This window comes from Pseudomonas sp. PB101 (assembly GCF_009764265.1).
Lineage (GTDB): Bacteria > Pseudomonadota > Gammaproteobacteria > Pseudomonadales > Pseudomonadaceae > Aquipseudomonas.
On sequence record NZ_RWIR01000011.1, the window covers coordinates 1 to 25,730 of the forward strand.

The 25,730-nt window shown below is 61.0% G+C and carries 19 protein-coding genes and 2 pseudogenes; 8 read left to right on the plus strand and 13 right to left on the minus strand.

All coding sequences use genetic code 11. The features are described 5' to 3' along the window. Positions 1-151: 151 nt before the first annotated feature. Positions 152-289, plus strand: a pseudogene (locus EI969_RS30870) (hypothetical protein); the annotation flags it as partial. Between the two features lie 20 nt (positions 290-309). On the opposite strand, the gene EI969_RS03080 reads toward EI969_RS30870, so the two are convergent. The 3 genes and pseudogenes from EI969_RS03080 to EI969_RS03090 all read right to left on the minus strand — a co-directional run bounded on the left by EI969_RS03080 (position 310) and on the right by EI969_RS03090 (position 5,878). Beyond that, entirely contained in the window at positions 310-1,524 is a 1,215-nt protein-coding gene (locus EI969_RS03080; RefSeq protein ID WP_160385873.1) for an aldose 1-epimerase family protein, read from the minus strand. Between the two features lie 169 nt (positions 1,525-1,693). Next, positions 1,694-4,202: pseudogene (locus EI969_RS03085) on the minus strand (putative bifunctional diguanylate cyclase/phosphodiesterase). 890 nt (positions 4,203-5,092) lie between these two features. Beyond that, complete coding sequence (locus EI969_RS03090; protein ID WP_160385874.1) at positions 5,093-5,878, minus strand: FadR/GntR family transcriptional regulator; 786 nt, start codon at positions 5,876-5,878, stop codon at positions 5,093-5,095. 160 nt (positions 5,879-6,038) lie between these two features. Here EI969_RS03090 and EI969_RS03095 point away from each other — a divergent pair, with 160 nt between their 5' ends. From EI969_RS03095 to EI969_RS03120, 6 genes are read left to right on the plus strand one after another with little or no spacing between them, the layout of a single operon-like run. Next, positions 6,039-7,349: an MFS transporter gene (locus tag EI969_RS03095; protein WP_160385875.1), complete on the plus strand. Its 1,311-nt coding sequence runs from the start codon at positions 6,039-6,041 to the stop codon at positions 7,347-7,349. Between the two features lie 15 nt (positions 7,350-7,364). Then, positions 7,365-8,339 (plus strand): D-erythronate dehydrogenase, encoded by a 975-nt coding sequence (gene denD, locus EI969_RS03100; protein WP_160385876.1) that lies wholly within the window; start codon positions 7,365-7,367, stop codon positions 8,337-8,339. A gap of 20 nt (positions 8,340-8,359) precedes the next feature. Further along, complete coding sequence (gene otnK, locus EI969_RS03105) at positions 8,360-9,652, plus strand: 3-oxo-tetronate kinase (RefSeq protein WP_160385877.1); 1,293 nt, start codon at positions 8,360-8,362, stop codon at positions 9,650-9,652. Then, the gene (locus tag EI969_RS03110) at positions 9,649-10,287 is read left to right on the plus strand and encodes an aldolase (RefSeq protein ID WP_160385878.1); all 639 of its coding nucleotides are present in this window, start codon (positions 9,649-9,651) and stop codon (positions 10,285-10,287) included. The genes otnK and EI969_RS03110 overlap by 4 nt, the downstream gene beginning before the upstream one ends. Positions 10,288-10,321: 34 nt before the next feature. Next, a complete protein-coding gene (gene otnI / locus EI969_RS03115) occupies positions 10,322-11,113 on the plus strand; it encodes a 2-oxo-tetronate isomerase (RefSeq protein ID WP_160385879.1) in 792 nt (263 codons plus the stop codon). A gap of 47 nt (positions 11,114-11,160) precedes the next feature. After that, positions 11,161-11,643, plus strand: a complete 483-nt coding sequence (locus tag EI969_RS03120; protein WP_160385880.1) for an HIT family protein — start codon at positions 11,161-11,163, stop codon at positions 11,641-11,643. Between the two features lie 55 nt (positions 11,644-11,698). Here EI969_RS03120 and EI969_RS03125 read toward each other — a convergent pair whose 3' ends face one another. The 3 genes from EI969_RS03125 to EI969_RS03135 all read right to left on the minus strand — a co-directional run bounded on the left by EI969_RS03125 (position 11,699) and on the right by EI969_RS03135 (position 14,228). Next, positions 11,699-12,982 (minus strand): type II toxin-antitoxin system HipA family toxin, encoded by a 1,284-nt coding sequence (locus EI969_RS03125; protein ID WP_160385881.1) that lies wholly within the window; start codon positions 12,980-12,982, stop codon positions 11,699-11,701. Beyond that, entirely contained in the window at positions 12,982-13,278 is a 297-nt protein-coding gene (locus tag EI969_RS03130; protein WP_160385882.1) for a helix-turn-helix transcriptional regulator, read from the minus strand. The genes EI969_RS03125 and EI969_RS03130 overlap by 1 nt, the downstream gene beginning before the upstream one ends. Positions 13,279-13,511: 233 nt before the next feature. Further along, positions 13,512-14,228, minus strand: a complete 717-nt coding sequence (locus tag EI969_RS03135) for a class I SAM-dependent methyltransferase (RefSeq protein WP_160385883.1) — start codon at positions 14,226-14,228, stop codon at positions 13,512-13,514. 213 nt (positions 14,229-14,441) lie between these two features. Between EI969_RS03135 and EI969_RS03140 the strand changes: the two genes are divergently transcribed. Continuing rightward, the gene (locus EI969_RS03140) at positions 14,442-15,071 is read left to right on the plus strand and encodes a dihydrofolate reductase family protein (protein ID WP_160385884.1); all 630 of its coding nucleotides are present in this window, start codon (positions 14,442-14,444) and stop codon (positions 15,069-15,071) included. Between the two features lie 20 nt (positions 15,072-15,091). Here EI969_RS03140 and EI969_RS03145 read toward each other — a convergent pair whose 3' ends face one another. The 7 genes from EI969_RS03145 to EI969_RS03175 all read right to left on the minus strand — a co-directional run bounded on the left by EI969_RS03145 (position 15,092) and on the right by EI969_RS03175 (position 25,669). Further along, positions 15,092-16,234: an acyl-CoA dehydrogenase family protein gene (locus EI969_RS03145; protein WP_160385885.1), complete on the minus strand. Its 1,143-nt coding sequence runs from the start codon at positions 16,232-16,234 to the stop codon at positions 15,092-15,094. Positions 16,235-16,246: 12 nt separating this feature from the next. After that, a complete protein-coding gene (locus tag EI969_RS03150) occupies positions 16,247-17,440 on the minus strand; it encodes an acyl-CoA dehydrogenase family protein (RefSeq protein ID WP_160385886.1) in 1,194 nt (397 codons plus the stop codon). Between the two features lie 87 nt (positions 17,441-17,527). Beyond that, positions 17,528-18,610 carry a Zn-dependent alcohol dehydrogenase gene (locus EI969_RS03155; protein WP_150718282.1) on the minus strand — a complete coding sequence of 361 codons (1,083 nt, stop codon included), beginning with the start codon at positions 18,608-18,610 and terminating at the stop codon, positions 17,528-17,530. Between the two features lie 29 nt (positions 18,611-18,639). After that, positions 18,640-19,989: a coniferyl aldehyde dehydrogenase gene (locus EI969_RS03160; RefSeq protein WP_160385887.1), complete on the minus strand. Its 1,350-nt coding sequence runs from the start codon at positions 19,987-19,989 to the stop codon at positions 18,640-18,642. Positions 19,990-20,120: 131 nt separating this feature from the next. Continuing rightward, positions 20,121-22,313, minus strand: a complete 2,193-nt coding sequence (locus EI969_RS03165) for a LuxR C-terminal-related transcriptional regulator (protein WP_160385888.1) — start codon at positions 22,311-22,313, stop codon at positions 20,121-20,123. A gap of 129 nt (positions 22,314-22,442) precedes the next feature. Then, positions 22,443-23,810, minus strand: coding sequence for a DUF1329 domain-containing protein (locus EI969_RS03170; protein ID WP_160385889.1), 1,368 nt, complete (start codon positions 23,808-23,810; stop codon positions 22,443-22,445). Between the two features lie 26 nt (positions 23,811-23,836). Further along, complete coding sequence (locus EI969_RS03175) at positions 23,837-25,669, minus strand: DUF1302 domain-containing protein (RefSeq protein ID WP_160385890.1); 1,833 nt, start codon at positions 25,667-25,669, stop codon at positions 23,837-23,839. Positions 25,670-25,730: the final 61 nt, after the last annotated feature.

A 25,730-nucleotide genomic window follows, 5' to 3' on the forward strand; every position in this document is an offset into this window, starting at 1 on the left:
CGCGTTTCTACGTAAAATCTGCCAGCGTTTGGTTGTCCAGCCGCTCTGAAATTTGCATAGGATCGCGTTTTTCGTTGCGATCCTGACGGTCAAACTCGCTCTAAAACGTTTTCACACAGCCTGGGTCGGTTACTGCCCTTCGCGACAGACAGAAAACGGCCAGGAGCGGACAGTGACCAAATCGTTGCGAGCAGCCCATCGACTGCTCAAGGTCGCGCGCACGCTGGCGGACCTTGAACAAGCCGAGGGGATCAGAGGCGAACATTTGGCCGAGGGCTGCAACATCCGCCGACAATGCTCCAGCCGGTGTCACCCCTTGGTCAGATCAACCAACGGCGTCTGCCGCACCTCAGTCTCCCGCCCACCCTGAATTTCGCTCACCTGCTTCAAGGCCTTATCCACAGCCGCCTTGTCCGCCAACAAGCTGTAGCTGATGCGGAACTGCTTGTGTTCCTTCGGCCCAATTGTTGGCACCAGGTTCAGTGGCCGCTGATAACGGCGGTTGTAGGAAAAACTTGTCCCCGGCTCCAGCCCCGTGACATAGCCCTGGCCTTGGGTATCGGTGTTTTTCCACAGGGAAAACACGGGCAGTGTCTGGGTATTGAAGCCGACCGAAACGCCCAGGCTGCCGGCCTTGTTATGCAACACGGTCAACGTATCGCCCTTGGCATCGGCATACGGCACCACGTTGTAGACCGTTTCGTCGTAGTCCCTGGTCGGTGCGCGGTAGGTTTGCCAGTCGGGCAGATCGCCCTTGGCCTTGTCGTTGAACGGCGATACCTGTTTCACCGGCGCGGCGAAACGAGCGCCCTCCTCCAGGAACGGGTTGCTGAAGTTACTGTGATACAGCGCCTGGTATTCCTTCGGATAGTCGCCGTTGTTGGTCAGGGTGTCGTTGAGGGCGAACACGACGCTGCCGGATTCGGTGACCAGTTCGGTCGCGACGGAGAAGTCTACCTTCTTGAACGCCTGCTCTTTCAGTTCGCCGCGCAGGGTGATGGCGTACGGTGGTTTTTCATCGATGTGCAGTGTGACTGTGTTCGCAGGAATGTTGGCGGCCCGACCGTGCAGGGTCAGCAGTTCGCCGTTGTCGACGCCGGGGTGGCCGACCCATTCGTATCCGCAGCGGGTGACCAGCTCATTGAAACCTTCCAACCAACCCAGACCACCGCGACCATTGAGTTCGATGAAGGACGGATTGACCACTTCCTTGACCGGCGAATCCCAGCCCATGCGCACATTGCCGACCGATGCCTGCAAGACGTTCATTCCGCGAGTCGGCACTACCGAGAGTTTCATCGTGCCGTTATCGATGTCGACGATGCTGACGCCCTCCTGCCGACCGCCGTGCAAGGTGCGCAGGGTAACGCTGAAGGGTTTGTCGGTTTTTATGCCGAGTTGCTGGCTGGTGATCTGCCAGTTCTGCGCGGCTTTGTCGGTGTCGAGCAGAACGTAATCCCAGGCCATGGCGTGGGAGGCAGCGGACAGTGCGCTGAAGGCAACAAAGAGTTTGATCGGGGTCATGGCAGCAGCCTTTCTTGGAGTTGTGCCATTTTTATAAACTTGATGAAACGTTTCAGCAAGCTAAAAAAGCGACCCAATGACGACGAGGCTGGCAGCGTGCAGCGAGCGCAGGGCAAACACGGTAATGTCACTGATAGCCGAAAGCGGACGTTCCCAGGCACCTGCGAAGTTATGGCGATTTAGTCTTGGTCCTGGAAATCAGTGCTCGCCATTGATCTTTCGTGAACATACGCCTCAAATTGTTCGGCTGGCAGTGGCGGGGAAAACAGGAAGCCCTGGTAGGTCTGGCAGCCATGCTTGAACAGAAAGGTGCGCTGAGCTTCTGTCTCCACACCTTCTGCAATCACCGAAAGCCCCAATATCTGGCTCAGGCTCACAATCGCGCAGGCGATGGCGGCGTCGTTGGGATCAACCAGCACATCCCTGATGAAGGACTGGTCGATCTTGAGTTGATCCAGCGGAAGGCTCTTCAGGTATGACAGTGACGAGTAGCCGGTTCCGAAATCATCCAGCGAAAGACCTATGCCGATCGATTTCAACTCGATCATTTTGGCGACAGTACTTTCCATATCCTCTACCAGCAGGCCTTCGGTCAGTTCCAGTTTCAATTTCTTCGGATCGGCCCCCGTGCATCTCAGTACTTGCAGTACCTCCTCGACGAAGTCCGGATGGTGAAACTGGCGGGCGCTGACATTCACAGCCATACCCAGTCGGGCGGTTTGCGAATGCTTTGCCCAGGCAACCAGCTGAGTGCAGGCTGCCTGCAGCGCCCAACGGCCTAACGGCAGAATCAACCCCGTTTCCTCTGCCAATGGAATGAACTCTCCTGGAAACACGACTCCGCGCTCGGGATTCTGCCATCTCATCAGTGCCTCTGCGCCAATGATACGGCCCTCACTATTCACCTGCGGCTGGTAATGAAGAAGGAATTCTTGGTCCTGCAGGCCTCGGCGCAAGTCCACTTCCAGTCTGGCGCGTGCCGTGGCAACCGCCTGCATTTGCGGATCGAAGAAGCGCATGGTATTGCGGCCCGCCGCCTTGGCGCGATACATCGCCAGGTCAGCGCGCTTCATAATATCGTCCACCGTGCTCATCTGCCCCTGGAACAGCGCAATGCCGAGGCTGGGGGTGCTGTGGTGCTCATATCCATCCAGCTGGTAGGAAATGTTCAGAGCGTCGAGAATTTTTTCGCCAATAGCCTTGGCCTGGATAGCTGCGTCTGGAGGATTCTCATTCAGGCCGTCCAGCAGGACGACGAATTCGTCTCCGCCCAGGCGAGCCACGGTGTCGCTCTCGCGTATGCAGCCGCAAAGGCGCAGAGCAACTTGCTGCAGCAACATGTCGCCTCTGTCATGCCCCAGCGTGTCGTTCAGTGCCTTGAAGTTATCCAGGTCAATGAGAATGATCGCGTTCGTATGCAGGCTGCGGGGGCTGCCCGCCAGCAGATGCTGTAACCGGTCCAACATGAGCCGCCTGTTGGCCAGCCCGGTCAACTGATCGTAGAAGGCCAAACGCTGGACCTCTTGCTCAGCGGTCTTGCGGTGGGTGATGTCAGTATTGATCGACAGAACGGATTGCGGCTGGCCATCATCGTCTCGCACCAGGGTTCGATGACTATCGAACGTGATGGTGCAGCCATCCCTGCGTCGAAGGGTAACTTCGTCCGCCCAGTCACCCGTTTCGATCAGGCTGTCAGTGGCCGCATTGAAAGCGGCGCCACCCTGGTAGATCAACTCCTGTGCCGATTTGCCGAGTGCCTCTTCCTTTGACAGACCGTAGAGACGCTCGGCACTTTTGTTCCAGTACAGGATGCGGTTATCCATCCCGTGAACGACAATGGCGTCCTGGGCCTTGTCCAGCAGCGATGCCTGCTGGCGGGCCTGCTTCTCGCTTTCGCGCAGCACTGCCAGATAACCTTCCCTTTCGGCTGCCTGCGACTCCATTTCGCGCCTGATCTTGCCCCCGTAGATAACGGCCGCACTGACCATCAGTAGCACGAACAGCATGATCGCGTATTCGACCCGGCGCAGTTCTTCGACCGACTCAAGCTCCTCCTCCAGAAGCTTGCTTTGCACCAGGCCAACGCGATCGCGCACGGTACTGAGTGAGGCGAGCAACAGGGAAAACTTCCTGTCCATCGTTGCCATGCGTTTGCCGGCATTGTCCGACTGCCCTTCCCTGAAGTAGGAAAAGATCAGCAAGGCCTCGTTCACCATTTCGACCATCGCGGCATCAACGGCACCCACCTCATCCTTCAATGCAAGGGTAAAGGCTTGTATATCTGCACTGTGTTCAGCCTCATTGGCGATCCGTGCTTCCAACTGTTTTTTGGTCATTGCCAAATGCTCGTTGAAGGCGCGCAAGGCTTCATTCATGTTCCGCGATTCGGCTTCGACATTATGTGTGTCGAACACATTATTGCCCGGCGCATTGACTGTGGAAGCCAGGCTGCCCAGCGTTGAATAGCTCGACAGCTGTTGGACCCACGACTGGTTTGCCTTGATGGAGCGGTGATAGGTATCGACGATCAGGTGATTCAATAGCACGCTAAGCACAACAACCAGCACGTCGAATCCCGCAAGAAAAAAGTACATGCGGTGCCATTTGGTCGAGCGCGGCTTATTCAAACGGGTGGGTATGGCTTGCTGTGCGGCGCTTTTATCCCTGAAAGAATCCATTTCACAATCTCCAAACATAATCCTTCTAAATTGAGCAATAGAAGCGGTATTCGGAAACCAGATAACCTTTTGTGCCGACACCTGAACCTGAGAACACACCGCACGTAGCATTAGCCACGATTCTCCTCGCTCTCCAGTGTAGAACTGAATGTCGGCAACCACTTTTGCCAGATGTTCTGTTCCTTTCAATTTCTTCGCAGAATAGTCGGGTGACATAGGGCACGTTGCGGTTCATTTCCGCGCAGCCTGCCGGACCGTCTGATCAGTTTCGTCAGTAGACAAAGCATAGCCATTAATTTGCCATTATTCTGTTCGCCAACTACTCCGGGTCGGTAGCAGGCCTTGATGGTCGGCAGCTTTCAGCCGGGATGAACAGCACTGAAAAGATGGCTGCGGATGTCATTCATGCTTTGTCGCAAGAAGCGCAATAGCTCGAAACCGGAACGGCAGAGGCGCGTCCTCATACAGGTATTGTGTTGCCCGTGTTACCCGGGACAGGACGCGGTCTCTTGTAGGAGCCGGCTTGCCGGCGATGGTCGTTAACGATAACGCGTATGACCTGGATAAACGCGGCGCACTTGAGTCCATCGCCGGCAAGCCGGCTCCTACAGGTATTGTGTTGCCCGTGTTTGCCGGGACAGGACGCGGTCTCTTGCTGGCGATGGTCGTTAACGATAACGCGTGTGACCTGGATAAACGCGGCGCACTTGAGTTCATCGCCGGCAAGCCGGCTCCTACAGGTATTGTGTTGCCCGTGTTTCCCGGGACAGGACGCGGTCCCCTTGTAGGAGCCGGCTTGCTGGCGATGGTCGTTAACGATAACGCGTGTAACCTGGAGAACCGCGGCGCACTTGAGTTCATCGCCGGCAAGCCGGCTCCTACAGGCGGTGCTAGGACTTTCTCGCCCCCGGGTTCTGCCAGAACGACGGATCGGCACTCTTGAGCCGTTCGACGGCATTGTTGATGTGGTTCAACGCCGCATGGCGCGCGCCTTCGGGGTCGCGTGCGGCGATGGCCGCGTACACGGCAAAGTGCTCGGCCCGCACGGTCTTGGCCAGATCCCGGCGGCGCTCCTCGTTGGAGCGCGTGATGCGGATCGCCTCCTTGATGTATTGCGCGATGAATTCGTGCAATGACGGGTACAGCGGGTTGCCCGTCGCCCGGGAAATCGAGTGATGGAACGCGAGGTCTTCCTCTACCCCGTCGCGACTCTCCTGCTCGGCTGCATCGATGGCCTTCAGTGCCTGAAGAATGGCTTCGAGCTGCGCCGGCGAATGCCGCTGGGCCGCCAGTGCAGCCGCCTCGCCTTCGATCCCGCGGCGCAGTTCGGTGACCCTCAACACCGCCTCGATCGACCCGCCGACATCCAGATCAATCGTGAACGCCTTGATGTGCGCACCCTCGCTGACCACGGTACCGCTGCCCTGGCGGACTTCGACCAGACCGGCTGACTTGAGGCGCGAGATCGCCTCGCGGATGACGGTCCGGCTGACACCGAAACGTTCCGAGAGCACGGGCTCGGTGGGCAGGCGATCGCCCGGCAGCGCTTCGCCGCTGGCGATAAAGGCCTTGAGGGCCGCCGTCACCTGATCGGACAGCGTGCCCTTGGCGGAGTCCTTCAGGGCCCCCAATGCATCGGTGGCACAGGGAGATTTGTCAGGAATGGGCATAGGCATCTCTGGGCTCAAATCGGTGAACGGTACTGCATTTTAGACCCGCCGTCCTCTTTGAATTTAGGCGTTGAATTCGTATGACGTATTATGATAAAAAACGCCACATCATGTAATCCGACAAAAACAAAGTCACCCACTACAAAAATAAGGATGGGGGAAACACATGACTGAATCAGTGATTCAAACCGGTGCCGCCGTGCCCGCCAATCGCTTCGAGGATCTGGCGTACCGCAAAGTGGCGTGGCGTATCCTGCCGCTGTTGTTGCTGTGTTACCTGGTCGCCTATCTGGATCGGGTGAACGTCGGTTTCGCCAAGTTGCAGATGTCCGACGATCTACAGTTTTCCGAAGCCGTCTACGGCCTTGGCGCAGGGATTTTCTTCATTGCCTACTTCCTCGTGGAAATTCCCAGCAACCTGATCCTGCATCGCGTCGGCGCGCGGCTGTGGATCGCACGCATCATGATCACCTGGGGCATCATCTCCTCGGCCATGGCCCTGGTGAATACGCCGATGTCCTTCTACATCATGCGCTTCCTGCTGGGGATCGCCGAAGCCGGGTTCTACCCGGGCGTCATCCTCTATCTGTCCTATTGGTTCCCGACCCACCGCCGCGGCAAGATGTACGCCCTGTTCGCCACCGCCGTGCCGCTGTCCGGGCTGATCGGCGCGCCCTTGTCCGGCTGGATCATGAGCGCCTTCAACGGTACCCACGGGTTTGCCGGCTGGCAGTGGCTGTTCTTCCTCGAAGGACTGCCCTCGATCGCCGTCGGCATCCTGGTGATTTTCTGCCTCAGCGACCGCATCTCCAGTGCCGGCTGGCTGACCCGGGAAGAAAAAACCCTGCTGCAGACACGCATCGACGCGGAAACCGCCGGCCACCAGAAACACAGCCTCAAAGAGGTGTTCCTGCAACCGCGCATCTGGCTGCTGACGGCCATCTACTTCTGCATGATCGCCGGCTTCTACACCGTCGGCTTCTGGTTGCCGACCCTGATACGCCAGGCCGGCGTCAGCGATGTCCTGCAGGTCGGCATGCTCACCGCCATCCCTTACGCCGCAGCGGCCATGACCATGATCCTGGTGTCGCGCAGCGCCGACCGGTTGCGCGAGCGGCGCTGGCACCTGGCGCTGACCGCCGTGCTCGGTGGCATCGGCCTGTTCATCTCCGCCACCTGGAGCGACAACTTCACGGTTTCGATGATCGGCCTGACCCTTGGCTCGATGGGGGCGATGAGCACCCTGCCACTGTTCTGGAGCCTGCCGACCGCCTTCCTCGGCGGCACCGCGGCCGCCGCCGGCATTGCCCTGATCAATTCCTGGGGCAACCTGGCGGGCTTCGTTTCGCCGTACCTGATGGGCTTCCTCAAAGACGCAACCCACAGCACCACGATCGGCATGTATGTGATGGCAAGTGCCTTGTTCCTCGGCGCCCTGCTGGTCTTCAGAATTCCCGGAAAACTCGTCAACCGCTGACGTTTGGAGTAACTCATGAATATTCTCGTGACCGGCGCGGCCGGCTTCCTCGGCCGCCGCCTGATCGAAGCGCTGTTGCTGCGTGGCTCGCTCACCGACCGTACTGGCGAGTCCCGGCCCATCGGCCAGATCGTCGCCTTCGACATGGTCGAACTCACGGGGATCGACGATCCCCGGGTCAAGGTGGTGTGTGGCGATATCGCCGACCCTGAAGTGCTGGACCGCCTGATCGATGCCGGCACCGACAGCATCTTCCACCTGGCCGCCGTGGTTTCCAGCCAGGCTGAAGCCGACTTCGAACTGGGCATGCGCATCAATTTCACCGCGACCCGGAACATGCTCGAACGCGTGCGCACGCTCGGCACCTGCCCGAAATGGGTGATGACCAGCTCGGTCGCGGTGTTCGGCGGGCAGTTGCCGGAACGTGTCCGCGACGATCAGGTCTGGGCGCCGCAGAGTTCCTATGGCACGCAAAAAGCCATGAACGACCTGCTGCTCGCCGACTACAGCCGGCGTGCGTTCGTCGATGGCCGCAGCCTGCGCATGCCGACCATCGTGGTGCGCCCGGGCAAGCCCAACCTGGCCGCCTCCAGCTTTGCCAGCGGGATCATCCGCGAACCGCTCAACGGCCAGCCCAGCGTATGCCCGGTACCGCTCGATACGCGCCTGTGGCTGATGTCGCCAGCGCAGGCGATTCGCAACCTGATCCATGGTCATGAACTGTCCGCCGAGCAATTGACCGAAGGTCGGGTGATCAACATGCCGGGCCTGTCGATCACCGTCGAACGCATGATCGACGCCCTGCGCCAGACGGCAGGCGAGGAAGTGGCCGCACGGATCCGCATGGAACGCAATCCGGCGATCGAGCGCATCGTCGGCTCCTGGCCAGGTGCATTCTGCGCCACCTACTCCCGGGACCTGGGCTTCACCGCGGATGAGCATTTCACCGATGTGATCGAGCAGTTCATCAATGAGTACCTGCCCGGCTAAACCGGATTGAGGAGTTCAACATGTCGAATGCCCCTGCCCGGCCGCTGCTGGGCTGCATCGCCGACGATTTCACCGGTGCCACCGACCTTGCCAACATGCTGGTGCGCGGCGGCATGCGCACCGTGCAAAGCATCGGCATACCCGCTGCCGATGTCGCCGGCCAGCTCGACGCCGACGCGGTCGTCATCGCCCTGAAGTCGCGAACGGTACCGGCGGCCGATGCGGTGAAGGAATCGCTCGAAGCGTTGCGCTGGCTGCGTGAGCGTGGCTGCGAACAGATTTTCTTCAAATACTGCTCGACCTTCGACTCTACCCCGGCCGGCAACATCGGCCAGGTCAGCGAAGCCTTGCTCGAGGCACTGGACAGCGATTTCACCCTCGCCTGTCCGGCCTTCCCGGAAAACGGTCGCACGGTCTTTCGCGGGCATTTGTTCGTACAGGACCAACTGCTCAGCGAGTCGGGCATGCAGCATCACCCGCTGACGCCGATGACCGACGCGAACCTGGTTCGCGTGCTGCAAGCGCAGACCCGGGGCAAGGTCGGCCTGTTGCGCCACGACAGCGTGTCCGGCGGCGTCGAAAGCATTCGAGCGCGCATCGCCCGGCTTCGTGCCGACGGGGTCCGCATGGCCGTCGCCGACGCCGTGTCCGATGCCGATCTCCATGCACTGGGCGAAGCCTGCGCCGACCTGGCGCTGCTCACCGGCGGTTCCGGACTGGCGCTGGGCTTGCCGGCCAACTTTCGTCGAGCCGGCAAGTTGCGCGACCTCGACGCCGCCCAAGTGCCTGCGGTCGAAGGCGGTGAAGTGGTGCTCGCGGGCAGCGCTTCGCAGGCCACCAACGCTCAGGTCGCGACCTGGCTGCAGGCAGGCCGTCCGGCCTTTCGTGTCGACCCGCTGGCCCTGGCGGCAGGACAACCGGTCATCGAGGAGGCCCTGGCCTTCGTCGCCGACCATGCGCAAACCGTGCTGATCTACGCCACCAGCACCCCTGATGAGGTCAAGGCGGTGCAACGTGAGTTGGGCGCCGAGCGCGCCGGGCATCTGGTCGAGCAGGCCTTGGGCCGGATCGCCAGCAGGTTGCGCGAGACGGGTGTGCGGCGCTTCGTGGTCGCCGGAGGGGAAACCTCCGGGGCCGTGGTCCAGGCGCTGAACATCCAGCTGTTACAGATCGGCGCACAAATCGACCCGGGGGTGCCCGCTTGCGTCAGCACGCCCGGGGAACCGCTGGCCCTGGCACTCAAGTCGGGCAATTTCGGTGCCGCGGACTTCTTCGACAAGGCGCTCAAGCAACTGGCAGGAGTACCTGCATGAGCAACGAAAACGCCCTGCGCGAAGAGATCTGTGAGGTCGGCGCGTCGTTGTATGCCCGTGGCTACACGGTGGGCAGCGCCGGCAACATCAGCGCCCGGCTGGAAGACGGCTGGCTGATCACGCCCACGGACGCGTGCCTGGGGCGCCTGGACCCGGCCGCGATTGCCAAGGTCAGCCTGGCGGGGGAATGGGTCAGCGGCGACAAACCGTCCAAGACCCTGGCCCTGCACCGCCAGGTCTACGATCGCAACCCGGGGGTTGGCGGCGTGGTACACACCCACTCCACCCACCTGGTGGCATTGACGCTGGCCGGGGTCTGGCATGAGGATGACATCCTGCCGCCGCTGACCCCCTATCAAGTGATGAAGGTCGGGCACATCCCGCTGATCGCCTACGAGCGTCCCGGTTCACCGAAAGTGGCCGAACGTGTGGCGCAGCTGGCCAACCAGGTGCGCGGCGTGATGCTCGAGCGCCTGGGCCCCGTGGTCTGGGAAAGCTCGGTGTCCAAAGCCAGCTATGCCCTGGAAGAGCTGGAAGAAACCGCACGCCTGTGGCTGATGAGCCATCCACGACCGACCCCGCTGCACCAGGCGGCGCTGGATGAATTGCACCAGGCCTTTGGCGTTCGGTGGTAACCCACAGATTGATATTTTGACCGCAGGAGTCTTCATGCCTCGTTTCGCTGCCAACCTCAGCATGCTCTACCCCCAACATGACTTTCTCGACCGTTTCGCCGCCGCCGCCGCCGATGGTTTCCAGGCCGTGGAATACATGTTCCCCTACGACTACAGCGCACAGCAATTGAAACAGCGGCTCGACGACAATGGCCTGGTCCAGGCCCTGTTCAACGCCCCGCCTGGCAACATCGCGGCAGGCGAAAAAGGCACCGTCTCCCTGCCAGGCCGTGAAGCGCAATTCCGCGCCGGTTTCGACCAGGCCCTGGAATATGCGGCGGTACTGGGCAACGAGCGCATTCACGTCATGGCCGGACTGCTGGCGAACGAAGCGGATCGCGCCCGGCACCAGCAAACTTACCTGGAAAACCTCAGCCACGCGGCGACGCAAGCCGCCAAGGCTGGCATCACCGTCTTGCTGGAACCGATCAACACCCGCGACATGCCGGGGTTTTTCCTCAACCACCAACACCAGGCCCAGGCCGTCTGCAAGGCCGTCGGCCAGGCCAACCTCAAAGTCCAGTTCGACGTCTACCATTGCCAGATCGTCGAGGGCGACGTGGCGACAAAGCTGCGACGGGACTTCGCCGGCATCGGCCATATCCAGATCGCCGGCGTACCGGACCGCCACGAACCGGACCTGAACAACGAGGTGAATTATCCCTACCTGTTCGAGCTGATCGATCAACTGGGTTACGACGGCTGGGTGGGTTGCGAGTACAGGCCGCGCGGGGATACGTCCGAGGGGCTGCAGTGGCTGCGCGATTGGCAGGCGCGGACATTGTGAAGTGACGTTGCTATTCTGGCGTGTCATTCACCCAGGACATACGGCATATGGAAATTGCCCCGCAGTTCATCATTCACCAAACCGACCACTGGATCATCAACCACCACCTGGCCAGCGCCCTGCCCGGCTATCTGATGTTAGCGACGAAAATGCAGACCTCATCGCTGGCAGAACTATCGCCTGCTGCGCTTGCAGAACTGGGAGTCCTGCTCGCCAGGACTCAGCAGACAATCGAACGGCAACTGCAGCCCAAGCGCCTCTACATCGGGCGCTTTGGTCATGATCCGGGCTGGCCCATCCACTTCCATTTCATACCGGTCTACCACTGGGTCGAAGACCTCTTCTGGAATGACGCCCGCTATCGGCAGCTTGAAAGCTTTGCCTATGCCGAGAACGCTCTCTCTTCAACGGATGGAGCAGAGCTGACGTTGTTTGTCTGGCGAGAGTTTGGTGAAAACCCCACGCCACCAAAGATCCAAGGCCCCTCCATTGACGAGGTGATCACAAGGCTGCGTAGCGCATTCACTTGATCGAGCGGTTGGGTCCCCGAAAGCAGACGCTTGGTGCGTGCGTGTAAGCTTCGCGCTACTTCTCAAAGTCTTTGTGCAGCTTCGCCAGGACGTTGAAGATTGACTCGCCGGCTTTATGTGGGATCTTCAATTGAGTGAATACCTTCTTCCAATCCGACAGCGCGGCGAGGGTCTGCTCGATGTAATCCTCGGCTTTTAGGTATTTGTAATCCCTACAGATCTCCATGATCCTCCTCCTGGTCGGTTTGCCCGGGGTGCGCCCCCCGAAGTCAGTGGTGTGCTCACCCATAGCGTTTGAGAACGTCACGTCGTAAGCGGGGGTAAGCGCCCAGGTTTCCTTCTCGCCAGGCGTTGCAGGATCGTGACAAAGGAAAGCGAAGTTTTTCGCGTGGTCATCATGGTTATGTGACAGAGCGTTGAAGATCATCAACCGGGCCATCTTTTCGACTTCGATGGAGTTCTTGGTCATCGCCTGGGTGAGCTTCAGCAGGTTGGGGTAATCGATGGATGACAAAGCGCGGTAATTCGCATACATCAGTGCCGATACGGTCATCATGTGTATCCTGCGGTCGCCCTCCCGATCGAAGCGCTTGGTCGCGAAGAAATGCTCAACCTGGCCGTTGGGCATTTGCATATTCAAGAGCCTCGACTCAGCCATGGTGACCCCGGCTGCCTTGGCCATCTCTGCATAGGCGAACTCGATGCCCCCTGTTTCCACCGGCTCGTGCAAAGCTCTGAACTTGACGATCCAGTGTGCATAGCCCTCGGGAAGAGGCCCGAAGGCCGAGGTTGCATTGGCTCCATCGGCAGAGAGAGCCACAATCGCCTTTGGACGAGCACCACCCGGTGAGCCACCGGCAAGCCGTAGTTTGGTGAGCACTGTTTGGGTCCCGCCCTCCTGAACCTCGATGGACGCTTCATACAGCTGGCAGAGATCAATAGGACCAGCCAGTTCTGTTTTTTCAGCCTTTGGCTGATACTCAAAAGCTCCCATGCTTCGGTCACCCATGTAGGCCAGGCGATCCAGGGCAGTGACAGTGAGATGGGTGCCGTCACCGAAGGTGCTGTTGAAGAACCTGTCCATCAGCAGCATGCCCCAACCATCTGGCAGGGAATCAGCGAATGGTCCAGGGAGCCCTTCGAAGAGGCTTGTGTCTTTGGCAAGCTGTGGTTTTTCGTCCCAGGCCATCGTGAGCGGCGAGAGATTGTAGCCAGTGGCGAGCCACCCCTGATCGTAAGCGAAGTAGATCCCCTTCCCTTCGACTTTATGGAGCTCCCCGACCTTAGCGCCGCTTTTCATGACGCTCAGAGCTTCGGTGCGTTTGAACTCCTTCGTCATTACCTCATCCCCCGCTTGCGCTTGGCATTCTTGAGTTCATCAACTGACTTCGGATGCTCAGGCTTGAAGAGTCTGGTCACGCAAGTAAGCTCATCAAGAGCGGTGGCCACAAGAATCAGAGCCTCCAAGGTCACCAAACCGGTCATCTCAAATCGCTTGATGGTGGACTCAGACACCCCCGATTTTTCGGCGAGCGTCTTCCGGGAGAGGTTTTTTGAGAGACGAAGTGTCTTCGCGTTCTCTCCAACGTTCCTGGCGATCTCAGCCGGCGAATAGAGCAAGTGCATGAAAGACATGGGCGCCCTCAAAATCTACGATAATGGCCATACCTGACCAATTATATCAGTAAATCGCTCCATCTTAGTCAGATATGACCTTTTACAAAGATAGTACATTCAGAAAAATTCCTACTAAGCAAAATGGTCATATAAGGCCTTTATTGAGTATAAAATGGTATCAGTTGGTCATATATGACCACTTAAACACTACAACCCCATCACAATCAGCAACCGCCAAACACCAACCCCCATCAACAAGTCTTACACGTCAACCACGCCCCCCAGAAAAGGCTGCTGAAAAAGCGCGTAGCCTCAGCGAACCCACAGTCGTGCAACAGCTGTTGCACCGCTGCCTCGGAATGCGGGGGATCGGCGCCTTGCAGAATCTTGCCCAACTTGACCTTCACTTCCTCCGGGCTGGCTCCATGCTGGCGCCAGCGCTGCCCCCAGGCTTCGAGCAACAACGGTTGGCTGGCATAGGCATAGTGATTTCCCGCCACAATCAACGGCGCACCGGGCTTCAGACGAGCATGGATGGACCGCAGGATTTCGCGCTTGGCGTCATCGCCCGGCAGATGATGCAGCACCCCGATCAGGGTGGCCGCGTCGTATGACTCAGCGGCCGGCAGGTCTTCAACACGCCCCGGATGCACGTCCGTCCTGGCAAGCAGGTCGTTTGCCTGGAGTTGCTGCGTCGCGGCTTCGAGCATTGGCGCGGAGGGGTCAACGGCCATGAAGCGCCAATTCGGTTCCAGCCTGGCCATCGCAATGATTTCCTGGGCCGTACCGCCCGCGCCAACCACCAGTACGTTCGCCGAAGTGGTGCTGCCCAGGCTTGCTGCCAGCATGCACGCGGCCAAATCGTGGCAGGCGTCATAGCCGGCCAACGCGATGCGGCTCTGCCTGGCGTACTCGTTGGCGCGTGAGGTATCAAACTTTTCAGCGGTGTGGGTAGAGGATGTTTTCAAGGCGATTCTCCATGTCGTCGAATAAAACTACGCCACCCAAAACGATAATAAAAATTCATTAATTTTATTCAATGCATTCCCATGAGGAATGAGACCCGCGCATCCTGTTGTCGATTTCCCGACGTCCCGTTCGACTATCGTTCAGGGAATGGTCTCAAGGGGCCGCAGACTTCCCTGCGCAACTCTTTCACCAAGGCGAATCAGGAGAAGACCATGCGCACACTCACCGTTGCCGCGTTCATCAGTCTGGACGGTGTCATGCAGGCGCCCGGCGGGCCTGAAGAGGACACCAGTGGCGGATTCCGCTTCGGTGGCTGGATAGTGCCCTACGCCGACCCGACAACCGGCCAGGCCGTGCAGGCGCTGTTCTCGCAGCCATTCGAGTTGCTGCTGGGACGTCGCACCTACGACATCTTCGCCTCCTATTGGCCGCACGTTCAGGCCGACGCCCCCCACCACGGCATTGCCGAGCTGTTCAACGGCGTAGCCAAGCATGTGGCCACCCATCACGCCGATACGCTGGAGTGGCACAACAGTCGTGCGCTGCCGGGCAACCTGGTCGACGCGGTGCGCGCGCTCAAGCGCCAGGAGGGGCCCAGGCTGCTGACACAAGGCAGCGGCGACCTGGTGCGGCAACTGCTCGGCGCCGGCCTGGTCGATGAGCTGCGGCTGATGATTCACCCCATCCTGCTGGGTCGCGGCAAGCGCCTGTTCGACGAGAACGCACAAGCCTCGGCCTTCACCTTGCAGAACTCGCTCAGCTCGCCCGGGGGTGTACTGATCGCTAAATACACCCGCAGCGGCGAGGTGCGCACAGGCTCGTTCGAAGGCGCCCGGCAGTAATCCATTTTAGTGAGGGGGGCTCAGGCCACTTGCATCAACTTCGCGTAAGCCTGCAGATGGTGATCGTCGTCGCCGAACTGACGCGCCACCATCAGCAGATGCTTGGCATGGTGCGACAGCATGTATTCCCAGGTCAGGCCGATGCCGCCGTGCAGCTGGATGCCCTGGTCCGCGACAAATCGACTGGCGCGACTGACGATGAACTTGGCGGCGGCCAGGATTCGGCTGCGTTCATCGCTGTCCGCCTGATCGGCCAGGCAGGCGGCGAGCAGGGTCATCGAGGTGGCCTGGTCCAGTTCGATGCGCATATCCACCATGCGGTGTTGCAGCACCTGGAACTTGCCGATGGGCTGCCCGAACTGCTGGCGGGTTTTCAGGTAGTCGAGGGTCAAGGCGCACGCCGCTTCCATGCTGCCGACGGCTTCGGCGCATTGCGCGGCGATGCACCGGCCTTGCTGATAACGCAGCGCCGGCAAGGCCTGGCCCACTTCGCCGAGGACCGCAGTGCTTTTGACGAAGACGTCTTCCAGGTACAGCTCGCAGGCCATCCGCCCGTCCAGGGTGTCGAAGCTGCGTCGACTGACGCCGCGGTCTTGCGGATCGACCAGGAACAGGCTGATGCCCTTCTCGTCCCGAACTCCGTGGCTGGTGCGTGCCGAAACCAGAATCAGCCCGGCGCTCTGGCCGCCGATGATCACCGATTTGCGACCATTGAGTTTCCAGCCACCGCTGACGGCCTCGGCGCTCGTCTGCACGTCGTGCAACTGATAGTGACTCTGCGGCTCATCGAGGGCCACGGCCAATTGCAGGCTGGCGCTGCCGACTGGCGGCAACAGTGTGTCTTTCTGGGCGGCGGTGCCTAGCTGCTCGATCAGGCCGCCGGCGAAAATCACCGAGTGCAGGTAGGGTTCCAGACACAAGCCCCGGCCCAGTTCGGTCATGATCAGCATGTTCTCCACACCGCTGCCGCCGTAACCGCCATAGGCCTCGGCAAAGGGCACGGCGCACAGGCCCAGCTCACCCAATTGCTGCATGAACGGGCCACTGAAACCCTGTGTGCTGCGGCGGTATTGCTCGCGCTGCTCAAAACCATACACGTCACGCACCAGGCGCGCGGCGGTGTCCTGCAGCATCTGTTGCTCTTCTGTCAGTTTGAAATCCATGATCGTGGCGCCTTACAGTTCGAGGATCATTTTCGCGATGATGTTCTTCTGGATTTCGTTGGCGCCGCCGTAGATCGAGGCCTTGCGCGCATCCAGATACTGGTAGGTGGCCGCGCTGCTGTAGTCGGTGTACAGCAACGGTTCGCTGCCATAACCCAGTTCATCTTCAATGAACGGCAACGCGTACGGCCCCACCGCCTTGCTGATCAGATAGGTTATGGCCTGGCGGATCTCGGTGCCCTTGATCTTCAGGAACGAGCTTTCGGCACCGGGTACATCGCCGTTCCGGGTCGCCGCCAGCGTGCGCAGATTGCTCATCTCGGCCGCCATCAACTGCATCTCGACTTCGGCGATCTGCGCACGGAACAGCGGGTCTTCGATCAGCGGCCGCCCGTCACGCACCTCCTGGCTGGCGATGCGCTTGAGCCGCGTGAGCAAGGCCTTGTTCTGCGCGATCCCGCCGATGCTGGTGCGCTCGTGGGTCAGCAGGTACTTGGCGCAGGTCCAGCCCTCGTTTTCCTGCCCGACCAGATTGGCCACCGGCACCCGCACATTGTCGAAGAACACTTCGTTGACTTCATGTTCGCCGTCCAGGGTGATGATCGGCCGCACGGTGATGCCCGGGGTTTTCATGTCGATCAGCAGGAACGAAATGCCACGTTGCTGCCGGGCCTCGGGGTCGGTGCGCACCAGGCAGAACATCCAGTCGGCGAAGTGCGCCAGGGTGGTCCAGGTTTTCTGGCCATTGACCACGTAGTGATCGCCCTCGCGCACGGCGCGGGTTTTCAACGACGACAAGTCAGAGCCGGCACCGGGTTCGGAGTAGCCCTGGCACCACCAGTCTTCGCAGGAAAGAATCCGCGGCAGGAAGTGCGCCTTCTGCTCGGCGGTGCCGAACTTGATGATCACCGGAGCGACCATTTTCAGGCCGAAGGACACCACTTTCGGCGCACCGGCGGCGAAGCATTCTTCGTCGAAGATATGTTTGTGCACCGCGCTCCAGCCGGTACCCCCGAACTCAACCGGCCAGCCCGGCGCGAGCCAGCCTTGCCGGTCGAGGATCTGCATCCATTGCACCTGATGTTCCTTGCTCAGGCGTTTGCCGAGGGTAATTCGCTCGGACAACTCCTTCGGCAAGTTGTCACGCAAAAAGGCCCGGACATCCTGGCGAAAGGCTTGTTCGTGCACCGAGAATTCAATGTCCATCCATCAACTCCAAAAAGCGTTTGGGCGTGCCCTGCCTGTTTGTATCTCTGTAGGAGCGAGCTCGCTCCTACAGGGGAATGAGGCCAATCAATCGAAAACGATCACCGAGCGCGCCAGCTCACCGCGACGCAACTCATCGAACGCCTCGTTGATCTGGTCCAGGCGGATACGCTGGGAAATCATCTCGTCGAGCTTGAGCCGGCCCTGCATGTAGAAATCCACCAGGCGCGGCATGTCCACCGGGAAGCGGTTGGAGCCCATCAGCGAGCCCTGGATGCGCCGCTCGTGGAGCAACTGCAGCGGGTCCAGCTCGATCTTCAGGCCAGGCTTGAGCATGCCGATCACGGTGGCGGTGCCGCCGCGCGCGAGCATGGCGAACGCCTGTTCGGCGGTCTGCTTGAGGCCGATGCATTCGAAGGCGTGGTGCACGCCACCACGGGTCAGCTCCAGCACCTGTTTGGCGGCATCGCCGTCACGGCCGTTGATCACATCGGTGGCGCCGAACTGCCGGGCCAGTTCCAGCTTCGAGTCGAGCATGTCGATGGCGATGATGCGCCCTGCCCCGGCCAGCGCCGCGCCGTTGATCGCGGCCAGGCCGATGCCGCCGCAGCCGATCACGGCCACGGTCTCGCCCGGACGCACCTTGGCGGTGTTGAACACCGCGCCGGTGCCGGTGGTGACCGCGCAACCGAGCAAGGCGGCACGGTCCAGCGGCATGTCGCGGCGGATCGCCACGCAGGCGTTTTCGTGCACCAGCATCTGCTCGGCGAACCCGGACAGGTTGACGAATTGCGGCATCGGCTTGTGCACGTAGGTCAGGCGTGGCTCCTCGTCCTTGCCGCGCTTGGTTTCCGGCGACACGCAGCGCGCCAGGTGACCGGTCACGCAGTGATCGCAGTGACCGCAGAAAACGGTGAGGCAGGTGACCACATGGTCGCCGGGCTTGACCGAGCGCACTTCGGAGCCGACCTGCTCGACCACGCCAGCGGCTTCATGGCCCAACACCATGGGGCCCGGGTACGGGAACGAACCGTCGATGACGTGCAGGTCCGAGTGGCAAACGCCGACCGCTTTGGTGCGGATCAACACTTCGCGCGGGCCCGGTTTGCCGATGCCCACTTCTTCAATGACCAGCGGGGCTCCAACCTGATGGAATACAGCAGCTTTCATGGCAGTTCTCTCGACAATGATGGGGGGGTTCAGGCCGGGTTGGCCGTGCGCAGTACGGCTTTGGCGTGGCTGAAGGTGCGGAAACCGTCGATGCCGTGGTAGGCGCCCATGCCGCTCGGGCCGACGCCGCCGAACGGCAGGCCTTCGGTGCTGGCGTGGCTCATCACGCCGTTGAGGGTCACGCCGCCAGAGCAGGTGCGCGCGAGCACTTGCGCTTCTTCGCTGGCGTCTTTGCCGAAGTAGTACAGCGCCAGCGGACGCGGCCGCGCATTGATCTGGGCGATGACTTCGTCGAGGGTTGCGTAGGGTTTGATCGGCAGCAGCGGACCAAAGATTTCGTCCTGCATCACCTGCAGATCGTCGCCGGGGTTGCGCAGCAGCGTCGGTACGATCTTGTTCAGCGTCGATTGGCTGAAGTCTTCCGCCGCGGCGTTCAGTTCGATCAACTCGACACCGGCGGCGCGGGCCTCGCTCAGGTAGCCCTGCAAGCGTTCGAAATGGCGGGCGTTGATGATCGAGGTGTAGTCAGGGTTGTCCCTGAGCGTCGGGAAGAATTTCGCGACCACCGCCTTGGCCACGCCGATGAAGGCGTCCACCGACTCCTGCGGAACAAACACATGGTCCGGTGCCACGCACAACTGGCCGGCGTTGAGCAGTTTGCCGATCACCACCTTGGCCACCGCATCGTTGAAGCCCGCCGAGCGCGAGATGATCGTCGGCGACTTGCCGCCCAGCTCCAGGGTCACCGGCACCAGGTACTCCGCCGCCGCCCGCAGCACGTGCTTGCCGATGCTGGTGGCACCGGTGAACAGCAGATGGTCGAACGGCTGGCCGCAGAACGCCTGGCCGACCTGCGCGTCCCCCAGGATCACCGCCACTTCCTCTTCGGCGTACACCGAACGAATCAGCGTGGCGATCAGCGCCGAGGTCTGCGGGTTGTATTCCGACGGTTTGATCATCACCCGGTTGCCCGCCGCCAAAGCGCCGGCCAGCCCGCTGAACACCATGTAGCCGGGCACGTTCCACGCGGTGACGATGCCGACCACGCCAAGCGGCTGATACTGTACCCAGGCTTCACCGGCCCGGGCCTGACGCTGTTCCGGGCGCATCCATGACGCCAGTTCGGCCTTGGTCTGCTTGAGCGTGGCCAGCGGCGACAGCACTTCACTGCCCTTGGAAAAACCGGGGCTGCGATGGCCGAAATCGGCGGTCAGGGCGTCGATGATTTCCTGCTCATGGTCGACCAGCAAACCGATCGCCCGGTCGAGCAATTCACAGCGTTCTTCCAGGCTATAGGGCTCACGGGCCTGGAAGGCCGCTCGCTGTTTTTCCAGGATCGTGCGGATGTCACAGCTCGTCGAACTCTCGATGGCGCTCATCACTACCTCTCTTGTTTTTGTCGGGAAGCGCCCGCGTGGGGCTGCAATGCACAGGGTCTGGCTGCATGGTTGATCATTGCCGGCGCGACGCCGCCACCCGGACCGGGTGGGTGGCGGCCGCTCGAAAGGGTTCAGGCGAGAATGCCCATGGCCTTGGCGCTGTTGATGGCCTGGGTGCGACGGCACGCGCCGAGCTTGACGTTGATGTTCTTGGCGTGGGTTTTCACGGTGTTTTCCGAGATGAACAAGCGGCTGCCGACTTCGCGAACCGACATGCCTTCGGCCAGCAACTTGAGCACCGACACCTCGCGGGGCGTCAGGTCGTCCTGGTAATCCGGCACGCCGCTCGTGCGCACCGGCAAGACTTTTTCGTCGTTGGCCGGTTGCTCGCGGGCGGCGATCCTGGCTTTGTGCCGGGCGATCGGCCCCTGGTAGCACGCCGGGTGGATCTTGCCCCAATGCATGCGCCGCTCGGCTTCGTGCAGATGCCAGCGGGCCTTTTCCGGGTCATGGCGGCGTGAGGCGATTTCCGCCAGCAGCAGATAACCGTTGAGCACAAAAGGTGCGCAGCAGTCGCGGACCTGCAACAGCCCCGCCTGTACCACCGCCTCGGCTTCGTTGGCGTGGCCCTGTTGCAACAGCAACTCGCCTTGCGCAAACAACAACCGTCCCAGCAAGGGGTACGGCCGCGCCCCGCTCGTGGTCAGTCGATTGAGCTCGCTGCGTACCAGCGATTGCGCCAGGCCCAATTGCCCCTGAAGGATCAGCAGGCGCACCCGGTCGACGTTGACCAGCACTTCCGATTCATGACTGCCCTGGCGTCGGGCCAGTTCCAGTGAGTGATCCAGCAGCGATTGCGCTTCGACCAGGTCGCCCGCCTCCATCGCAATGCGCGCCAGGATGCAGTGACACAACAGGACCGACAGCCAATCCTCGGCCGACAGACAGTCGAGGGCCGCACGGCAATGCAGGCGCGCACAATCGGCGTGGCCGCGCAGTGCCTGCAAGGTGCCGTACAGCGCCTGCCAGTTTGCCAGCAGGCGCTGGTTGCGCCGCGTATCGGGCAACGGCAGAAAATGCCCCAGGCGCGTCAGGCATTCGCCGGCTTCGTCCAGCCGCCCACTGAACAACAACGCCTTGGCACACAGGTAAATCAGGCGCGGGCTGCTGTGCAACAGTTGCGGCTCGATGCGCTCGCGCCAGTCCATCAGCTTGTTCAGATGCCGCTCAGCGAGGATCCAGCTCAGCCACAGGCGCTCCATGTAATTGGCCGCCACCTCGGGTTGGTCGGCGCACAACGCCTGCTCCACCGCGTCGTCGACCTGCCCCAGCACGCTGAGCAATTGGCAGGCCCGCAGGCGCAAGCGGTTCAGCGCCACGCCGGTCAGTTGCGGCTGCAACGCCCGGGCCACGGCCGGCAGCAGCCGGTACCAGCCTGGTTGTTGCTCGACCGGGAACACAAAGGCCTGGCCGTGCAGCAGGCTGTTGAACACCCGCCCGCCCTGCTGGCCTTCCCACAACTGTTCGCAGAGGTCGGCACTGACCCGGGACAAATGCGCGAGGCCGCCAAGGACCTCGCGCTGTTCTTCGCTGAGCCGCGACAGCAATTCACGCTCAAGGTACTGACCGAGCAAGGGAGCCGAAAGCGCAAGGCGAACACCGGCGCACCACCCGCCGGTCTCATGCCAGAGCTTTTCCCTGGCCAGTGCATCGGTGTGCGGCGCGAGGGCATCGATCATCGATTCGAATTCGTCGGGGCGCAGGGCCAGTTGCCGGGCATCGAGTTCCAGCAGCTGGCCGGTCAGCATCAGGCGCGGCAGATTCCAGTCCGGGCGCTGGCGACAGGTGACCAGCACTTGCAGTCGTGGGTTTTTCAGGGACAGGAGTTGGTCGAACCAGTGGTTCAGTTCTGGCGGCAGGTGTGCCGGGAGGTCGTCGAAGATCAGGCGAAGTTTGGGATCTTCGCTGTTCGCCAGGGCCCCATCGCGAGCAAGCTCGCTCCCACAGTTGACCGCAATCCCCTGTGGGAGCGAGCCTGCTCGCGAATACAATTTCCCGGACGTCGCATCTCTTGAATCAAGAAACGCCAATACCGCATCCGGCGCCGTATCAACCGCCAACCCCAAAGCCCCCGCCAATCGTGCAATGAAGTGCTCAAGCGTCAAAGCCTGCCCACCCAAAGACACCCACACCACCGTCGCGACACCCTGCAAATACTCCTGCAAAACGGAAGTCTTGCCATACCCGGCAGGCGCGCAAAGCAGTTGCAAGCGGCAAGGCTTGCTCTCGAGTACGTCGCACAGATGCGGTCGTGGCATCAACATGGCAGACCTCATTGATGGAAAGTGAACTCCATCATTGGGCCAGTCGGCAGTTCAGGCGCCACCCGCATCAGGTGGGTATCAACGCACAACGCCCTGCGAACAGGGCGTTGTCTGAAGCCGGACAAGCGGTCAGCGAATGCCGTCGTTACGCAGCGCCGCCGGGGTGAAGTCGGTCATTTTCGCGGTCATGCCGTAGGTGGTGGCATGCCTGGACTGGTTGGTCATCGCCAACACGTTGTAGCGACCGGCGATCAGGTCGTAGATGCCGAGCATGGCAAAGTTCGACGCACCACGCTCGTAATCGTTGACCGCATAACCTTCCGCCACCCGCCACAGCTGGCCACGGCCATCGTAGTGATCGACTTCGGCCAGTTGCCAGGTGTCTTCGTCGAAGTACATGTCACGCTTGGCGTACACGTGGCGCTGGCCCGGCTTCAACGTGGCCTGCACGTGCCACACGCGGTGCAGCTCGTAACGCGTCAGGTCCTGGTTGATGTGTCCCGGCTTGATGATGTCGTCGTACTTGACCTTCGGTGACTGCAATTTGTAGTTGTTATAAGGGATATACAGTTCCTGTTTGCCCACCAGCTTCCAGTCATAGCGATCCGGCGCACCGTTCATCATGTCGGTGTTGTCGGCGGTGCGCATGCCGTCCGAGCCGTTGCCCGGCCCGTCATACGCCACCTGTGGCGCACGGCGCACCCTTCGCTGGCCGGCGTTGTAGACCCACGCCAGGCGCGGTTCCTTGACCTGGTCGATGGTCTCGTGGATCAGGATCACGCTGCCGGCCATGCGTGACGGCGCGGTGATTTCCTGTTTGTAGTAGTACAGGACGTTGTCCGCCTGCCCGGCATCGACGCCGTCCATCAGTTGCGGGAAGGCCAGTTTGTCCTCGTACTCGACGATGGAGTAAGACCCGTTGGTTTGCGGAGCGGCCTGGGCCGCAATGCGTTCCATGTTGCCGCCGCGATAACGGTTGGTGTGGTTCCAGTACACCTGCACACCGTTCTTTGGGATCGGGAACGGGTAATAGCGGGTCTGGGTGAAGTTCACCAGGCCGTTGCCATCGGGGGTCAGTTCGGTGGTCACCGCACTCTTTTTGGCAATGTCATAGATGTTCTGAGGCGAGGCGGCGGTGCGCTGGGTCTTGAACACCGGGATCTTGTAGCTGTCCGGATAGCGCTTGAACATCGCCATCTGGCCGGGGGTCAGCTTGTCCTTGTACTGCTCGACGTTGGCTGCCGTGATCACGAACTGCGGCTTTTCACCGGCGAACGGATCGCCGAGAAAACCATTGTCGAGTGCCGCCGCGCCGGGTTTGAGGCCTCCGGTCCACGCCGGAATGGTGCCGTTGGCATTGCCCTCTTTCTGCGCGCCCAGTGGCGTCAAAGTGGTACCCAGTTGCGCGGCTTCCTGCGGGCTAACAGCGGCCATCACACCGCTGGCCAGCAACGACAGACTCAGTGCGCCAGCGCGCAGCATTACACGTGCGTTCATGTTCAGATTCCTCTGGCAGGCTTGCATCAGAAATTCACGCCGAAGCTCAGCGCGGCGTAGTCGCGGTCGACGTTGGTATTGAAATCACCGCCGAAGTAGTTGGTGTAACTGAGGCTGGCGGTGTAGGTGTTCTGGTAGTCGGCATCGACACCGACGCTGACCGCCTTGGAGCCTTCATCGAAGTTCGGGCCGTAACCCTGGACGTCGTGGGACCAGGCGATGTTCGGCGACAGGTTGATACCGGCGATCACGTTCTGGTAATCGAGCTTGCCGCGCAGGCGATAGCCCCAGCTGCTGCTGGTGTAGAAACCATCGTTGTTGCATTCCTGCGCCGGGTTGCTGGCGTTGGGCAGGCCCGCTGCGGTGCCACGGCAAGTGGCGGCACCCGCGGCACCCGGCAGTTCACCGGAACCGAAAGCCGGGCTGCGACCGAAGCGCAAGTCCGTACCGTCCGCCTTGCCCAGGCCGTTGATCTTGTTGTAACCCACCTCGCCCACCAGGGTCAGGCGACTGGCGCCGAAGACCTGATCGAAGAACTGCGTGGCGGTCACCTGCGCCTGGGTCACCGGCATGCGCTTGTAGCCATTGACCTCGCCGCCCAGGGTACGCCCGGCGAAACCGGTGGTGATCAGCGGCGACGTCGCGCCGAAGGTGGCCGAAGACAACAGGTCGGCAGTGTTCAGTTGCAGCGGCATGTTCGGCCGGTAGCTGACTTCGCCACCGAGCGAGACGCCGGCGACGTTGGTCTGGAAGCTCAAGCCATACAGGCGGATGTCTTCCGGGTAATCGATGAAGTAGCGGGCACTGCGCGCCGAGGCCACGCCACCGGCCGGGTTGCTCATCTGATTGATACTGAGGAACGGGCTGCGGCTGTGGTAGTTCATCGCGTAGGCACCGAACTCGGTGTCATTGGCTTCCGGCACGTACCAGCGCAAGGCCAGGCCGTACTGGCCGCTGTCGCGTGCATCGTTGTCGTTGAGGCGCGGAATGAAGGCGTCATCGCTGCCCGCGGCAATGGCTGCCAAGCCACCGGTGTTCTTCGCCACGCCCGGCGGCAGGTCGAGACCGGCGATCACCAGGCGGTCGTCGCAGCCTTGGGGTACGCCGTCACTGCCGAAGAACGTGCCGCAGTTGTCCACCACCGACTTGTCCCATTGCAGCTGATAAAACGCTTCGGCGGTGATGTTGTCGGCCAGGCCCTGGGACACGTAAAGCAGGTTGACCGGGATCAGGCCTTCCTTCACTTCCGCCCCCGGACGGCGCAGCGCGGCGACGTCGATCGGGTTGATGCTGTTGATCGAGTTGCCGATGAAAGTGCTCTCGCCCCAGCTCACCACTTGCTTGCCCAGGCGCACGTTGCCGACCTGATCGCCGATCGTGTAGTTGTGGTAGATGAAGCTGTCGAGGAACATCGCGCCGGACGACTTGGCCGCACGGTCGCGCCCCGAGTCGTTGATGTCATAGAACGGACGGCTCTCGTCCATCAGCTCGAAGTCGTACCAGTACTTGCCGCGCACGAAGGCGCCGCTGTCGCCGTATTTCAGCTCAAGGTCATGCACGCCCTTGAAGATCTTCGAGAAGGTTTCACCCTTCTTGAAGTTCAGGCGGTTGTCGTCTGTCGTGCGGGACGAAGACTGGCCGCCGGTGACGCCCTGGGAGTTGAAGTTGGAGATGAATTGCTTGTCTGGATCAGCCGTCGACCAGCTCGCACCGACCGACAGCGACGAATCGAAATTGCCCTGGATTTCCCCGATGTTGAAATCAACAGCGTGAGCCTGATTGCTCGCGCAAGCGGCAACCATCACAGCGACGGCCAGCAGACTCGGCTGGAAGACTCCGCGCATTGTTTTTGTTGTCATGCGGTTTCTCCGGTTAAGGATTAAGTGTTGGAGCGCCCATGCTAGTGGGGCTCCGTTGGGG

Coding starts and splice junctions, on each gene's coding strand:
- EI969_RS03080 (WP_160385873.1), bottom strand. CDS start 1,524: ATGACCCCGATCAAACTCTTTGTTGCCTTCAGCGCACTGTCCGCTGCC.
- EI969_RS03090 (WP_160385874.1), bottom strand. CDS start 5,878: ATGCCTATGCCCATTCCTGACAAATCTCCCTGTGCCACCGATGCATTG.
- EI969_RS03095 (WP_160385875.1), top strand. CDS start 6,039: ATGACTGAATCAGTGATTCAAACCGGTGCCGCCGTGCCCGCCAATCGC.
- denD (WP_160385876.1), top strand. CDS start 7,365: ATGAATATTCTCGTGACCGGCGCGGCCGGCTTCCTCGGCCGCCGCCTG.
- otnK (WP_160385877.1), top strand. CDS start 8,360: ATGTCGAATGCCCCTGCCCGGCCGCTGCTGGGCTGCATCGCCGACGAT.
- EI969_RS03110 (WP_160385878.1), top strand. CDS start 9,649: ATGAGCAACGAAAACGCCCTGCGCGAAGAGATCTGTGAGGTCGGCGCG.
- otnI (WP_160385879.1), top strand. CDS start 10,322: ATGCCTCGTTTCGCTGCCAACCTCAGCATGCTCTACCCCCAACATGAC.
- EI969_RS03120 (WP_160385880.1), top strand. CDS start 11,161: ATGGAAATTGCCCCGCAGTTCATCATTCACCAAACCGACCACTGGATC.
- EI969_RS03125 (WP_160385881.1), bottom strand. CDS start 12,982: ATGACGAAGGAGTTCAAACGCACCGAAGCTCTGAGCGTCATGAAAAGC.
- EI969_RS03130 (WP_160385882.1), bottom strand. CDS start 13,278: ATGTCTTTCATGCACTTGCTCTATTCGCCGGCTGAGATCGCCAGGAAC.
- EI969_RS03140 (WP_160385884.1), top strand. CDS start 14,442: ATGCGCACACTCACCGTTGCCGCGTTCATCAGTCTGGACGGTGTCATG.
- EI969_RS03145 (WP_160385885.1), bottom strand. CDS start 16,234: ATGGATTTCAAACTGACAGAAGAGCAACAGATGCTGCAGGACACCGCC.
- EI969_RS03150 (WP_160385886.1), bottom strand. CDS start 17,440: ATGGACATTGAATTCTCGGTGCACGAACAAGCCTTTCGCCAGGATGTC.
- EI969_RS03155 (WP_150718282.1), bottom strand. CDS start 18,610: ATGAAAGCTGCTGTATTCCATCAGGTTGGAGCCCCGCTGGTCATTGAA.
- EI969_RS03160 (WP_160385887.1), bottom strand. CDS start 19,989: ATGAGCGCCATCGAGAGTTCGACGAGCTGTGACATCCGCACGATCCTG.
- EI969_RS03165 (WP_160385888.1), bottom strand. CDS start 22,313: ATGTTGATGCCACGACCGCATCTGTGCGACGTACTCGAGAGCAAGCCT.
- EI969_RS03170 (WP_160385889.1), bottom strand. CDS start 23,810: ATGAACGCACGTGTAATGCTGCGCGCTGGCGCACTGAGTCTGTCGTTG.
- EI969_RS03175 (WP_160385890.1), bottom strand. CDS start 25,669: ATGACAACAAAAACAATGCGCGGAGTCTTCCAGCCGAGTCTGCTGGCC.